The organism is Burkholderia sp. Bp9142, assembly GCF_003853415.1.
Taxonomy (GTDB): domain Bacteria; phylum Pseudomonadota; class Gammaproteobacteria; order Burkholderiales; family Burkholderiaceae; genus Burkholderia.
Genome location: NZ_QTPP01000010.1, coordinates 198862 through 213303, shown reverse-complemented (window position 1 = coordinate 213303; position 14442 = coordinate 198862). Strand labels below are relative to the sequence as shown.

General features: G+C 60.9%; 12 protein-coding genes and 1 pseudogene. 7 read left to right on the top strand and 6 right to left on the bottom strand.

Going from position 1 to position 14442, the window contains the following annotated elements; all coding sequences use genetic code 11:
• Positions 1-40 precede the first annotated feature (40 nt).
• From DIE22_RS14340 to DIE22_RS14325, 4 genes are all read left to right on the top strand, one after another.
• Complete coding sequence (locus DIE22_RS14340; RefSeq protein WP_124500864.1) at positions 41-1336, top strand: FAD-binding oxidoreductase; 1296 nt, start codon at positions 41-43, stop codon at positions 1334-1336.
• A 64-nt stretch (positions 1337-1400) separates the two neighbouring features.
• Positions 1401-2423: a proline racemase family protein gene (locus tag DIE22_RS14335; RefSeq protein ID WP_124500863.1), complete on the top strand. Its 1023-nt coding sequence runs from the start codon at positions 1401-1403 to the stop codon at positions 2421-2423.
• A gap of 64 nt (positions 2424-2487) precedes the next feature.
• Positions 2488-3378 carry a shikimate dehydrogenase family protein gene (locus DIE22_RS14330; protein WP_260426669.1) on the top strand — a complete coding sequence of 297 codons (891 nt, stop codon included), beginning with the start codon at positions 2488-2490 and terminating at the stop codon, positions 3376-3378.
• A gap of 155 nt (positions 3379-3533) precedes the next feature.
• Positions 3534-4559 carry a 4-hydroxyproline epimerase gene (locus DIE22_RS14325; RefSeq protein WP_124605355.1) on the top strand — a complete coding sequence of 342 codons (1026 nt, stop codon included), beginning with the start codon at positions 3534-3536 and terminating at the stop codon, positions 4557-4559.
• 125 nt (positions 4560-4684) lie between these two features.
• Here DIE22_RS14325 and DIE22_RS14320 read toward each other — a convergent pair whose 3' ends face one another.
• Genes DIE22_RS14320 through DIE22_RS14310 form a run of 3 tightly spaced genes read right to left on the bottom strand, consistent with a single transcriptional unit; the run spans position 4685 to position 8548 of the window.
• The gene (locus tag DIE22_RS14320) at positions 4685-5806 is read right to left on the bottom strand and encodes a tyramine oxidase subunit B (RefSeq protein WP_124500861.1); all 1122 of its coding nucleotides are present in this window, start codon (positions 5804-5806) and stop codon (positions 4685-4687) included.
• Between the two features lie 58 nt (positions 5807-5864).
• Positions 5865-7139 (bottom strand): phosphopyruvate hydratase, encoded by a 1275-nt coding sequence (locus tag DIE22_RS14315; protein ID WP_124500860.1) that lies wholly within the window; start codon positions 7137-7139, stop codon positions 5865-5867.
• Positions 7139-8548 carry a glycerate kinase gene (locus tag DIE22_RS14310; RefSeq protein ID WP_124605354.1) on the bottom strand — a complete coding sequence of 470 codons (1410 nt, stop codon included), beginning with the start codon at positions 8546-8548 and terminating at the stop codon, positions 7139-7141. Before DIE22_RS14310 ends, DIE22_RS14315 begins: the two co-directional genes overlap by 1 nt.
• Positions 8549-8713: 165 nt before the next feature.
• On the opposite strand from DIE22_RS14310, the gene DIE22_RS14305 reads away from it, so the two are divergent.
• Together DIE22_RS14305 and DIE22_RS14300 are read left to right on the top strand one after the other, a co-directional pair.
• Positions 8714-10117, top strand: a complete 1404-nt coding sequence (locus tag DIE22_RS14305; protein ID WP_124500858.1) for a PLP-dependent aminotransferase family protein — start codon at positions 8714-8716, stop codon at positions 10115-10117.
• Between the two features lie 166 nt (positions 10118-10283).
• The gene (locus DIE22_RS14300) at positions 10284-11129 is read left to right on the top strand and encodes a sugar phosphate isomerase/epimerase (protein ID WP_124500857.1); all 846 of its coding nucleotides are present in this window, start codon (positions 10284-10286) and stop codon (positions 11127-11129) included.
• Positions 11130-11776: 647 nt separating this feature from the next.
• Here the strand turns inward: DIE22_RS14300 and DIE22_RS14285 are convergent.
• Complete coding sequence (locus DIE22_RS14285; RefSeq protein WP_124605352.1) at positions 11777-12937, bottom strand: DUF4382 domain-containing protein; 1161 nt, start codon at positions 12935-12937, stop codon at positions 11777-11779.
• 359 nt (positions 12938-13296) lie between these two features.
• On the opposite strand from DIE22_RS14285, the gene DIE22_RS14280 reads away from it, so the two are divergent.
• Positions 13297-13509 (top strand): hypothetical protein, encoded by a 213-nt coding sequence (locus DIE22_RS14280; protein WP_124500853.1) that lies wholly within the window; start codon positions 13297-13299, stop codon positions 13507-13509.
• A 42-nt stretch (positions 13510-13551) separates the two neighbouring features.
• Here the strand turns inward: DIE22_RS14280 and DIE22_RS14275 are convergent, their stop codons facing one another.
• The gene (locus DIE22_RS14275) at positions 13552-13854 is read right to left on the bottom strand and encodes a hydrogenase maturation factor (RefSeq protein WP_124605351.1); all 303 of its coding nucleotides are present in this window, start codon (positions 13852-13854) and stop codon (positions 13552-13554) included.
• A gap of 86 nt (positions 13855-13940) precedes the next feature.
• Positions 13941-14371: pseudogene (locus tag DIE22_RS14270) on the bottom strand (NUDIX hydrolase).
• Positions 14372-14442: the final 71 nt, after the last annotated feature.

Below are 14442 nucleotides of genomic sequence, written 5' to 3'. Positions count from 1 at the left end.
GGAACAATGCGTTCTACCTGAGCCACGGACGACATCAAAGATGAATTCGGTACCTCGCGAGCAATACCCGGCCCCGGACGTAGCTGCTGCATCGCCACGGCAGGCGGCCGTCATCGGTGGCGGAATCGTCGGCACCTGCTGTGCGCTGTATCTTCAGCGAAGCGGCTTCAAGGTCACGCTTGTCGATCCCGCGCCACCGGGCGACAGCACGGCAAAGTGGAGTTGCGGCCAGATTTCCGTCGGCGAGATCATTCCCTTGTCGAAGCCGGGCATTCTCCTCAAGGTGCCGGGATGGCTGCTCGATCAAACAGGGCCGCTCGCGCTGCGGCCCGGAGCATTGCCGGGAATCGTGCCGTGGTTCGTGCGTTTCCTGTCGTGTGCGCGACCCTCGAAGATCGTCGAGATTGCAACCGCGATGGCATCCCTCACGACCGACGTCTTCGCGGACTACGCAACATTGCTCGACGCCATCGATGACGATGCGCTGATCGGCCAACGGCCGATTCTCGAAGTGTTTGACAGCGCCGCGGGCATCGAGCACGAACGTCCGCATATCGAGCTCAGGAAGTCGTTGGGGTTCGACACGCAGATCATCGGCCGCGCGGAGATCGACGATCTCGAGCCTGCGTTGAAGGGGCGCTTCTCACATGGCCTGCTGCTTCCGCAATGGCGGTTTGTCAGTGACACGGAACGATTTCTGCAAGCGCTGACGGATCACTTCGTGGCCAACGGTGGCCGCCGCGTACAGAGCGTCGTGGTCCGAATCAACGAGGAGGCAGGTCGCGCCACCGGCGTGACGCTCGAGAGCGGCGAGAGCGTGCAGGCCGAACATCTCGTCGTCGCGGCCGGAGCGGGTTCCCGGCGCTTTTTCTCCCAACTCGGCGTGAGCGCGCCCCTGGAGGGCGTCGCCGGTTATCAGGTACTGGTTCCGGAACCGGAAGTCGAGCTCAAGCATTCCGTCATCTACGCGGACGGCGGATTCTGCTTCACGCCGATGCTTCGTGGGCTTCAGATTGGCGGAACGATCGAATTTGCAGGGCGTAACGCGAAGCCGAATTTCAAGCGCGCGGAAATCATCCTGGCCAAGGCCAAGAAAGTTCTGCCTGAGTTGAACGCAGCAAGACACGAATTCGGAGTGGGCTATCGGCCGTTCCTGCCGGACACCAAACCGATTATCGACCGCTCGGCACGGCTTCCGAATGTTCTGCTGGCGCTCGGTCACGGGCAGCTCGGTTTGACGCTCGGGGCAACCACCGGACGGCTCATTGCGGATCTCGCGTGCGGCCGAACGCCGAAGCAGGACCTCGCGCCCTTCAGCGCACGACGGTTCAGATAAGCGAGCGGCTTGTCTCGGCAGGGCCCTCATGCACAGGTGATCAACAAGGATGGGAAACTGAATCATGCGCTGGAAGAAAAGCTTGCAGCTGGTTGGCGTTCATTGCGAAGGCGAAATCGGCAAGGTTATTACGGGAGGCGTGGTCGACATTCCCGGCAAGACCATGCTCGACAAGATGAACTACATCAACGAAGTCGACGACAGCATTCGGAGGCTTGTCGTGTTCGAACCTCGCGGATGTCTGCAGATGTCGGTGAATCTGCTTCTGGCTCCGACGCGTCCGGAGGCACATGCAGGTTTCATCGTGCTTCAGTCGGACAAGGCGCATCCGATGTCGGGCAGCAATTCCATTTGCGTGGTCACGGCGTTGCTTGAACTGGGCATGGTGGAGATGCAGGAACCGGAAACGACGGTTGTGCTGGATACGCCGGCGGGACTCGTCACTGCTCGCGCGGCGTGCAAGGACGGGCGATGCATCGGCGTGTCTCTGGACATGGTTCCCGCGTTCGTCGAACACCTCGACCTCGCCGTCGAGACGGAAGCGTTCGGCACGATATCCGTCGACGTGGCCTTTGGCGGCGTCTATTACGCGCTCGTCGACGTCGAACAGGTCGGCCTCACGATCGCACCGCAGAACGCTCGTCAGCTCGCCGATCTCGGGGTCAAGCTCCGCGCGGTCATCAATGAGCAAGTGAAGCTTCAGCATCCTCTGTATCCGCAGATCAACCAGCTGGCCTACGTGATGTTCCGCAACCGTGTGTCGGACACGGAATATCAGACGTGCACGACCTTGCCGCCTGGACGCGTGGACCGGTCGCCGTGCGGAACGGGAAGCTCGGCCAACCTCGCGACACTCGCGGCGCGCGGCAAGGTCGACGTCGGCTCGCAATTGAAGTCGATATCGACCATCGGAAGCGAGTTCAAGGTCGAGATGCTAGGGCGAACCGAGATGGGCGGGCGGCCTGCGGTACTACCGCGTATTCAGGGGCGCGCGTGGATCTACAGCATCGAACAGATTGGTGTGGATCCCGACGATCCGCTGAGCGCAGGATTCATGTTGAGCGATACGTGGGGCGAAGGATTCTGAACCTTTAGCGCGGGGTCCATGAGATCTCGTATTCAGGGAACGGCATGCAGATCAGGAGTGGAAATTGAAGCAGAACATGATTACTGGAAAGACGAATGTTCTTTTCATGGTGGCGGATCCAATCGAGCAGGTCAGAACCCCGGAAATCTTCAACAAGGTGTTTCCCCTGTGCGATCTCGATGCGGTGATGGTTCCGCTGCACGTCGAGCCGGCCAACCTGGAAAGCACGATCCGATCGCTGTTCAAGTCGAAGACGACAGGCGGCATGGTGCTGTCGATTCCGCACAAGAATGCGGCAGCGGGTATCGTCGACCGCCTCTCGAACGGGGCAATGACCGCCAACGCCGTGAATGCGATCAGACGGGGCGATGATGGTGGGCTGGAAGGCGACTTGTTCGACGGCACCGGCTTCGCGAAGTCGATGGACCGTTACGCGATGGCGTACCGTGGCAAGGCGGTATTGTTGATCGGCGCAGGCGGCGCGGCCAGCGCAATCGCCGCGGCGCTCGCGGAGGGCCACGCGGCTCGCATCGCGATTTACGATGTCGACGAGGCGAAAGCGCAAAGTCTGGCGCGCTCGGTCGGCGAGCGCTACGGCATTCCGGTCTCGGCGCAGAGTACGAACGATCCTCGCGGCTTCGAGGTGGTCATCAACGCCACGCCGCTCGGCCTCAGGGCCGATGATCCGCTGCCCACGGCGCCGGAGCGGATCGAAAGCTCGGCTGTCGTGTGCGACATCCTCATGAAGAACCAGCCCACCCCATTCCTGAAGGCGGCCATGTCCAAGGGAAACACCGTGCTTCCCGGTTTCGACATGCTGATCCTGCAATCGCCGTTGTTTCTCGAGTTTTTCGGGTTGAACCATGCGGCCGAGTTCTTGCGACGCGACGATTCAATCGCTCGCGACATGCTCTTTCCGCCCGAATTGCGTGACCTCGTGCCACATCATGCGTGAGAGAGGGCGAAGAAGGTAAACCAAGGGGGTATTCGCCCGTGTCTCGGCACGGGTTTTTTTTAGCAGTGGATCCATGGCGGGTCGCGACTAGAAGGTCGATCATATTCAAGCCGATGATTCACGGTTCCGTTGTTTGGTTTTTCCAGGAAACGTCAATGACAAAGCATACCTTTTCATGCATTGAAGGTCATACCGAAGGCATGCCGGTGCGCATGGTGGTGAGCGGCGGCCCGGAGTTGCAGGGTGCGACGATGAATCACCGTCGTCTTTTTTTCGTCGAGAAGTACGACTGGATCCGCCGCGCGTTGATGCTGGAGCCGCGCGGACATGGGCAAATGTCGGGCACCATTTTCTATCCGCCCGTGAGCGCCAGTGCCGATTTCAGTCTCCTGTACATCGAGACCTCGGGATGCTTGCCGATGTGTGGGCATGCGACGATCGGATCCGTCACCTTTGCGCTCGAAACCGGTCTGATCAAGCCAAAGACGCCGGGTCAAGTGGTGGTCGACGTTCCCGCCGGTCAGGTGACAGCCAGGTACGTGATGAACGGCGACAAGGTCGAATCGGTACGGTTCACGAATGTGCCGAGCTTCCTGCTTCACAAGGACGTTGAAATCGAAGTGTCTCGACTCGGCAAACTCAAAGTCGATATCGCATACGGCGGCAACTTCTATCCCATCGTCGAGGTGCAGGAGAATTTCCCCGGTTGCGAACATTTCACGCCGGAGCAATTGCTCGAGATGGGCCGGGAGGTTCAAAAACGGGTAAACCATGCGCTCGACGTGGTGCATCCGGACAATCCGCAGATTCGTGGCGTCAAGCACTGCATGTGGACGGGGCGCGCCGTGGCCAGTGACTCCCATGCACGCGCGGTCGTGATTGCAGGTGATCTGATTATCGACCGGTCGCCGTGCGGCACGGGAACGTCCGCGCGGGTCGCTCAGCGGTTCGCACGCGGGCTGCTGTCGGTGGGCGAGGAATACCGTCACGAGAGTCTGATCCTCAGTCGCTTCATCGGTCGTGTGGAATCGCAGACGCGGCTGGAGAGCGGTCTTGAGGCGGTTTATCCGAGTGTGGAAGGGCGCGCCTATATCACCGGTCGCGGCGAGCATTACGTCGACGACACGCAACCTTACGCGCAGGGTTTCGATCTGTCCGAGTTCTCGAAGGCGGGCGTCTGATCCTGAGGACACCCGATGCATCGGGTGTCCCTTTGAAAAAACGGTCGCCCCATGACCGAATCGTTCCGGCATGGGGCGACCGTTTTTTTGACCCAGGCACAGCCGGGGCCCAGCGCATTCAAACATCAGAGCCCGGCCGGCTTCTCCCACAGATTCAACGATTGACCAATGCCTTTCTTCCGGGCATTTTCAACCATCTCGAAGCCCCAGCTGATGTCGAACACTGCCATGCCGCAGGCAATGAAGATGACACGCTCTTTGGTGTTTTCGCGCCCCGGTTTGTCTCCGTTGACCACATCTCCGAGACCCGTCGAATCTGCAAGTGCCGGCAGTTTTCCCGCATCGATCAGCCGATAAAACGGGCCGCCGATCACGCCGTTGTAATAGCCTTCCTTGTTGCCCGAAGCAATGGCATCCTCGACGTATGCTTCCTGCAAAGGCGTGTGATCGTAGATGATCTTGCAGTTGGTCAGGAAGGATTCGTCGGTATTGAACGGCCCGGACACGAGAATCGTTGCCCCTTCCTTGATCCATTCGTCCTTGAAATAAAGCGGTTTGAGGCGCGACGCGGCAACGGTAATCACGTCCGCACCGCGAAAGCCCGTTTCGGCATCGTCGACACCGATCGCGGCAATGCCATATTTCTCCTCCACCCAACGCGCGAATTCGTTCGCCTTGTCGATGAATACATCGAAGCACACGACCTGCTCGATCGCGCCGAGCTGGCTCATGATCGCGGTGAAGCACGCCTTGTTGATCGGACCACAGCCGATCACCGATGCCGTCTTCGCATCCTGGTTGACCAGATACTTGGCGGCGACACCTGGAACAGCACCCGTACGCGCCGCGCTCAGCAGGTTCGCGGACATGAGGGCGAGCGGCGCGCCCGTGTCCTTGTCGTTGATCATCATGGTGAGGATCGAACGCGGTAGGTCCTTCTGTGCATTCGCGTGATTCGAGCCGTACCACTTGTTTCCGCACACATCGAAACGTCCGCCGAGATAACCGGGCATTGCGGCAAAGCGGCGGTCCGGACCCGCCACCGGCATGTTGGGGAACTTCGTCTCTTTCGGGAACACGATGTTCATGCCGTGGTTGTTATGATTGGCGCCGCCCATCAGGTAGTCGCCTTTGCCGAGCAGGCTGAACGTCTCTTCGCAGACGGAGACGCAATGCGCGGCGTCGAGGACGCCGGCCTCGATCATGTCGGGCTCGGAAAGATAGAGAAAATCGATCTTCGGATACATGGATAGTCCTTCTTCAACAGTAGAGATGTTTCGGTTCGAAAAGCGGTTCCATGTCGCGTCAGAACCGGAGTAATGGCGAGATGTCGTAAAGACGGCAAGCGGGACTGCGCGCATTGGCCCGCATCAGGAAGTTGAGTTTTTCGATGCGCTCACCCGAACGCGGTGCGCCGTTCTTCTGGAACGGCACTTCGAGACCAACAGAAAAGTCCATCACCACGTCATCCACCACGCCGCCCGAGCGGCCCGACGGCACCGCGATCATTCCGTGTGCCTGAGCGAACCGATAGGCGTCCATGGCCTCGGTGATCGTGCCGACCTGATTGGGCTTGAGCACGAAGCCGTCAACGGCTCGTGTTTCGTGGGCCTTTCGAAGCAGTTCGAGATTGGTCACCGTGAGGTCGTCGCCCAGCACGATCGTGCGCGTCAGTTCCTTCGTCGCGTGGCTGTAGCCCGTCCAGTCGTTTTCGTCGAGCAGATCTTCGATGAAGACGAGGTTGAATTTCCCGGTCAGGGATTTCGCGTACGCGACCATCTCACTCGACGAAACCTGGTTTCCCTTCAGCAGGTAGCGGCCGGTTTGCTTGTCGTACATTTCGCTCGACGCGCAATCCAGCGCGAACGCGATCCGGTCCGTGAAGCCGCATGCATCAATCGCTTTCTGCATCAGCGTGAGGATTACTTCAGGATCGTCGGATGGCGCGGCGTAGCCATAGGAACTGGCGACCTGTGGCTTTTTTCCGAGATAGCCGGTCAGTACATCCGCGAGCTTCTGGAACACCGTGACCGCCATTTCGATCGAATAGTCGATGCTATTCGTGCCGTAGGGGACGATGAGGAACTCGTTGAACGCCTGGGTAAAGCCTTCGTAGCGGCCGCCATTGATCACGTTGAAGCAGGGCACGGGAACGGTCCGGATTTCTCGGCCCGCAATGTGCTCGTAAAGCGGAATGGCGCGTGCGGCAGCCGCCGCTCGAAACACCGCGATGGAAGCTGAATAGATCGTGTTACCGCCGAGTCGATGCTTGTCCGGCGTGCCGTCGAGCACGATCATTCTCTCGTCGATGGCGCGTTGGTCGAACACGTTCATGCCTATCAGCGCCGGGCCTATGACGTTCACCGCATGATCGACGGCCTTGTGCACGCTGAGCCCTTTGTAAGTCGAGGGATCACCGTCGCGCAGGACGAACGATTCATGCATGCCGACCGACGTTCCCGTTGGCGCCGCGCCTCGACCGATGGCGCCACTTTCGGTTTGAATTTCGACTTCGACGGCGGGACGGCATTTGCAGTCGATGATCTGCTGCGCGCGAACGGAGGTAATTCTGTCTTCCATCACGCGCCCTCCTTGAGAGCAGGGACGTAGAGAATGTTCAGATCACACAGATTGGTCCCGGTGTTACCCGTGAAGACGGCTGAATCGATCGAGGAGAGCGCTTCAAAGCAGCTATGCTCGCGCAAGGCCTGATAAAGACTGATGCCTTTTTTCGCAGCCGCCTTGAAACTGCTCGAATCCGTGATGCCGCCGGCGACCTTCGCGGTTCCGTCGGTGCCTTCGCTGTCGATCGAAAGCAGGCATGTGCCCTGCGTCTTTTCCGCCGTGATGGCGAAACTGACCGTCATCTCTTGACCCGGGCCGCCATGTCCTTTGATGGTGCTGTTATCGCTGATGTGCGTCGTGACTTCGCCTGAGCTGAGCAGCACGCAAGGCGGCTTGACGGGATTGCCGTAGCTCTGGATTTCGCGAGCCATCGACGCAAGGAATGTTCCGGCGTCGCGGCTCTCGCCTTCAAGGAAGGAGGAGACGATCATCGCCGGAAGGCCCATTTCCTCGCATGCCTCCTTGGCGTAGATGCAGGAATCCGGCAACGTATTGAGCAGGAAATACGTGTTGTCGGGAAACGCCTTGGGCGTCTCCGCCTCGGGGCCCGCATTCATCAGGTAGTCGACGACGCTCTTCGGCAGACGGTCTGCAACGTTGCGATTGACGATGGTCGCTCGCGCATCGTCGAGCGTGGTCATGTCGGGTCCGATCGGCGTGCTCTTGTAAGCCGCGTACGGCACGGCGATATCGCCGGTTGCCGGGGAGCCGACCGCATCGCTGATGCCGAAGCCGATCAGCTCTGCGCCCACGGCCTGAATGCGCTTCGCCAACATGCCACCGTTGAGCGCGGAAATGTGCCGGCGCACCGCGTTGATTTCATAGATGCCCGCCCCGGACTTGAGCAGCACGTCGGTCGTGTCGATTTCGTCCTGCAGCGTGATGCCGTCGATCGGGCATGACATGAGCGCGGAGCTGCCGCCACTGATCACCGCGATGAACAGATCGTCGGGCCCGGCCTGATCGACCAGTTCGATGATCTTTCGCGACGCGCGATGGCCTTCCTCGTTTGGCAGCGGATGGCCACCGACGAACACTTCCGTTTTATTGAAGCGATCCGATTCCTCGTGGATCTTCACGATGGCAATGCCATGGGTCAGCCGGTCTCCGAGCACGTGGTCGACCGCCATCGCCATGTGATTGCAGGCCTTGCCCGCACCGACCAGATACACGTTTCGCTTTTTCGACAAATCCCAGGAGCGCGTACCGATATGCAGTATGTCGCCATCGACGCGCATGATGCTTCGAATGCGCTGGTAGCCGTCCAGACGCTGGAGCGTACGGTCGGCGATTTCCAGAACGATGCGCCGGGATTCGACGGCGCCCTGAGAGAGAAGCTCTGCGGAATTTCGTATTTTCTTCATACGGGTATCTGTGAAGGATTGCCGTCTCGCCGAACGCATGCAGCGATGACGTAAGGGCAATTTAGGCAAACACCCTGCACAGATACATGTACACTTGTCCGTACTGGCGGATCGCTGTACAGGCTCCATGGCCTATACGCATGTCTCTTGTTGCGAGTCATTTTTATGAAGCCCGTTCTTTCCCTGGATCCTGGTTCCGAGATGTCGCTCACCATGCAGATCGTGGCGGGCATCATCCGGGAGGTCGACGAAAAGCGCTGGCGGCCGGGTGCGCGCGTGCCGAGCATCCGCGCATTCGCCGGGGCACATGGCGTATCCACCTTTACCGTGGTGGAGGCCTACGATCGCCTCGTTGCGCAAGGTGTCCTGGTGGCGCGTCGCGGGTCTGGCTTCTATGTCTCGGAACGGCGTCTGGGCGTGCCCCGGAAAGCGACGGAAAAACTCGACGAGAAGGTTACGAACGGATGGCTGGTGCGCAATTTTCTCGGTGCAACCGAAGGGGCCATTCATGCAGGTGCAGGCTGGCTTCCCGAAACGTGGTTCGACAGCGAAGGGATGGCGAGGTCGCTCCGGCAACTCGCGGCGCACCCCGAGCATCTGCTGGGCTACGGACATGCGCGGGGCTTCGATCGGCTTCGCGAACAAATCGTGCGTCAATTGGCCGAATACGAAATCGAAACCGACGTCGGCGGCATCATGACGACGCTGGGCGCAAACCAGGCGCTCGATCTCGTGATTCGTCAATTCACGCAGGCCGGCGACGTCGTCATGGTGGACGAGCCTTGCTACAGCGACTTGCTGGTCGCACTGCGGATGCGCGATGTCGAAACCATCGGTATTCCGATGACGCCCACTGGGCCGGACGTCGCGGCAATGGAAGCCGCGCTCGACGCACGTCACCCGAAGCTCTACTTCACGAACACCCGGTTGCACAATCCGACCGGAGCGAGCTACAGCTCGTCGGCGGCCTACAAGGTGCTCAAGCTTGCGGAGCGACACGATTGCCTGATCGTCGAAGACGACGTGTCGGCCGATCTCGTGCAAGGCGCACATTTCACGCTCGCATCGATGGATCAGCTGCGCAACGTGATCTATGTCGGCAGTTTTTCCAAGACCATCGGGGCGGGGTTGCGTGTCGGCTTCGTCGTTGCCGATCACGATGTCATCGAAGCGCTCCTTTATCAGAAGCTGGTGTCCGGCATGTCGACACCGACCGTCACCGAGCGTCTCGTCAGTGCGGTTTTGTCGGAAGGGCACTACCGAAAGCAGACGGAACAATTGCGGGATCGACTGGCCGCGGCGCAGGAAAGGACGTGCAGGCGGCTGGAGGCGAGCGGCATGGACGTGTTCTGCGAGCCGCGTTCAGGGATGTTCGTCTGGGCGAAACCGGCCGGTGACGATACGGACTCCTCGCGGCTGGCCGAGCTGGCGGAGCAGCAGAATATCTTGTTGGCGCCCGGACACCTGTTCTTTGCCGGCCGCGTCAAGACGAGCTGGCTGAGGTTCAACGTCGCGCATTGCAATTTCGACCGTCTGTTCAACTTTCTCGCGGATTCCATCGGCCGCTGACTGGGCACCTACCCGCTTTCCAAGTGTGCAGTTCCTGCCGCCTGTACAGGTATCACGGCGTGTACATGTCGTGCGCAATTTCAGCGCGTGAGCATGGGCTGAAATACCGTTGATTGCACGAGTACTCGCGCATCCGTACGGAAGAACCCATGGAGAAAGCAGACGCATGAGTTACGACCTTTCGCGGTTCGCGATCAATCAAATCACGACGCCCAAATGGACCCTGCCGGAAGCACTCGAAGGATACAAGCGTCAGGGGATCAGCGGCATTGCGGTCTGGCGGCGGTTTCTGGAAGAGTATGGCGTCGCGCAAACACGCAAGCATCTGCGGCAGCTGGAGATGTGGGTGCCGTCGCTGTGCACGAGCGAATGGCTCAACGTCAGCGTCGAAAAGAGCATGGCGGCGGCGATCGAAACGAACCGGCGCCTGCTCGATGCCGCCGCGGAAATCGGCGCGGCGTGCCTGATGATGGTGGTCGGCGGGATGCCGCCGGACAGCAAGGACATACAGGGCCAACGCGCCCGCGTGCGCGACGCGTTGTTCACGTTGTTGCCGCATGCGCGTGAAGTCGGCGTCAAGCTCGGCCTCGAGCCGCTGCATCCGATGTACGCCGGTGACCGCAGCGTACTGAACTCGATCAAGCTTGCCAACGATCTCTGTGACGAACTCGGTGAGGGTGCCGGGCTCGTGCCCGACGTTTACCACTGTTGGTGGGATCCGGCCTTCGAAGCTGAACTTCGCCGCGCGGGACCGAAGCGCATCGTCACCTTTCACTATTGCGACTGGCTCGTGCCGACGCGAAATCTGCGCGATCGCGGCATGGTCGGCGACGGTGTTGTCGATATTCCGCGTATCAAGGGATGGCTGGACGATATCGACTATGCCGGGCCGTTCGAGCTGGAAATCTTCTCCGAGCTGGATTGGTGGGAACGGCCGCCGGAAGAGACGGTTCGCGTGGCGATCGAACGCTGCGGGCCGTATGTCGGTACGGCGTTATCCAGACAAGCCTGAGCGTTGACCATTTCATTTCAGCGGTAACAACGAATCGCTGGTCCATCGGGGAAGGCGTGCGTGATGATGCGCGCGCGAAAAGTGCGGACGCGCTCTTCGACGCGCATGGGGGAAAGACGCAAGGCCAGGTGCCGCCAGACTCGTCTTCAGTTGAGTATCCCGATACGACCGATTCCGCCGTTTCAATTCGCACCTTGGCGCGACCGGAGAGGTCGGCCTCGACGGGTTGTACCGCAAGGCAACCACGCTTGTTGACGCTGTGCTTTTTCTGCTTTTTCGCGGCGTATCTCGACCGTGTCAACATCGGGCTGGCCTGGCTCCAGATGCTCGATGCGCTGGCTTCAGCGCCCGGAGCAATCTCGTGCCGGAGAAAGTAGTCGATGCAGGCGCCATGAAAAAGCCCGCTTTCCGCGGGCCTCGTGCAATCAGCAATTGCCTTTCTTCGCCTGTCCGGGCGGGCAGAATCCGTTCCCCGGCCCGCCCTGCGGTGCGATGACGACCGGCGGACCCGGAACGTACGCGACGCACCCGCTGAGCGCGCCGACCACGCTCGCCGCGGCGAGCAATGCGATAACCCCTTTCTTCACTTCGTTCTCCCGTTATTGAGGAAAGGGCCGTGCGGCCCTTTCGTTGATGCTGCCGACGCGTCAGAAGCTGAAATTGACGTTCGACTGGCTGGTCGTTGCGTTGACGTTCGTCGATTGCGTTGCGCCCGACGCTGCGTCCGCCTCGATCGTATATTGTGCCGCGGCAGCCGGCGACGCGGCCAGCGCGACCGGCAGCGAGCCCGAGTACGTACCGACGATCGGCGCGGCCGTGGGCACGTTGAGCGCATAGGCGCCCGTATCCAGGTTCGCGTTGATCGACGTGATTTCGTACGCGTTTGCATCGACGGTCTGCAATGCACGCACGAACGCGTCGGCGCTTGCCGTCACCGTGCCGCTGACCGTGCTCATCGTCGATGCCGGCAGCGCGATCGGGGCGGTCGACGCCGAAACCGCCGTGGTCGTGTTCACCACGACCGGAACCGAGCGCACGATGCCCGACGCGAAATTGTTCTGCACGATCACGACATCATAGTTGCCTTGCGTCGAGCTCTGGATCAGCGGCGACAGCACGAACTTGCCCGAACTGTCGGCCACCGTGCCGCGAACCACCTTGCCGCCTTGTTCCGCATACACGGTCGCGCCGGCTTCGGCCGATGCGACATAGCCGGAGATCGCGCCGCTCACGACGGTCGGGATCGCGGTGACGACCGGCTTCAGCGCATACGTGCCGTTGCCGCGCTGGACGATCGACTTGCACGCGTTGAAGTCGAGCACGAGGTCGACGAGCGTGTTCGGTTGCACCGTGAACGGCCGGATGATCTTGTAGCCGCTTTGCGTTGCGCTCGGCGTCACGAGCGCCTGTTCCGTGCCGCCGGTCGGGACGACCGAGTTCGCGAGGGTGTTGCCCTGGTTCTGCGCGAGCACGAGACGGATCTGCTGATACTGGCCGGCCGGCAGCGCGGTCTGTCCGATATCGGCGAGCACGCCGTTGGTGAGCGACAGCAGGTCGATCTTCTGCGGTGTCGCCAGCGTGATCGTCGACCAGCCGGCATCGTTATCGGAAGCATTCGCATTCGCATTGACGCGGACCTGCGAGACGGTCACGTAGACATGATCGAATCCGCATGACGGCGCGTCCGTCATCGCGACATGCAAGGTGCCTGTCTGCACGCTGCCGCCATCGTCACCGCCGCCACAGCCTGTCAGCGCAAACGGCACCATGGCTGCACAGAGTGCGGCCTTCCAGAAATTGTTCTTCATTGTTTTATCCCCCTCCGATGTGATTGTGGGTGCAACGAAGCATAGCGGCCGGGAGTGCACATGGTGTGGGCAGCTTTGAAACGAACCGTAAATTGTGCGTCGGAGCGTAAGGGCTGTTGCCGGTCGATTGCGATTGGCGATGCGACGGCCGGGAAAGCTGCTTGCGGCGACCGAATATCCTCCATTCATCTGATGAATCCTGGCGCGCGCGACGCCGCGCGATTGCGGCCGCAAAAAAACTTGATCGGTAAAAGCACCGAATCCGTTTCATTTGTTTCCTCGCTATAGTCGAAGCTCGGGCGGTAGATGCGGCGCCATGCGCCGACACCGTTCAGGCAACGACTGTAGACGGGTGCTGTATGAAAAACACAAATGAAAAGACCACCGGACCGGTCTGGGGTGTGGCGGCAGGCTTGCTCCTCGCTGCCGCAGGACTGAGCCTCGGCATCTTCCCGAAAGCGCTGCACGGCGCGGGGACCGCAAACGACTTCATGGCATCGGGTGTCGCGATGCTCGGTATCTTCCTCGTCGTCTATTCCACGCACGAACTACGAAGAAGGCGCGCGCACTGAGCGCCGATGATCCGGGCAGAACGTTCCGGGCCGACCGACGGCTCAGGAATGCGCTCGCCCTTCGGGCGGACCCGCATCGACCAATAGATCGTCGACGATGATTTCGCCGGCCGCCTGGCCTGCGCGCAACGCGTCGAGGGTGTCGTCGAACAGGCGGCCGCCATCGTCCGCGAGACGGACCGGTGCAAGCAGACGCGGCGCGCGGCCGGCCGTGCGCACCTGCACGACCGCGACGAACCCGAACCGCAGCGTGTCGGGTGGCGGCACATGGCCGCGCGGCGGATCGAGCCGGAATTCGCAGCGGACGTCGATGGTGTATCCGCGGTAGGTGTACGCACTGTTCATCTGCAGCTCGCTCGGAAGGGAACGCGGCGACGGACCGTGGGCGCATCATATCGGCCCGTGCGAGCCGGTGGGGGTGGGGTGTCTACCTACTTGAGGCGTTCGTGCCGGTAGACGAGCTCGACGATGCGTTTCGTCGGGATGCTCGCGCGCAGTTCATCGACGCTGTCGATGCGAAACCACGAGCACTTCGCGATCTCGTTGCTCGCTTGCGGCGTCTAGGTGTTTAGTCCGGGCCGACTTCGGCGAAGAACACGTGATGCGCCTTTGCAAGCCCGGTGAACTGCATCGAATAGACGAGATGCTGGCCGGTGATGCCGGTCTCTTCCTGCAGTTCCCGGTGCGCGGCCTCGAGCGGCGCTTCGCCGCGCTTGATCGTGCCGCCGGGCAGCGCCCAGCGCGACGATGCGCGCGCAACGAGCGAGACCTGTTCTTCGCGGTGGCAGACGACGGTTGCCCGTTCCTTGATGGGGACGGCATTGGCTTCCGGCGTATTCGTGGAGACGGGGGCTTGAGGCATGACCCGATTCCAGCGAGTGTCGGGTGCCCGGCCAAGTCGGGGGCGTCGAGCGCGACGCGGCCCGCGGGCCG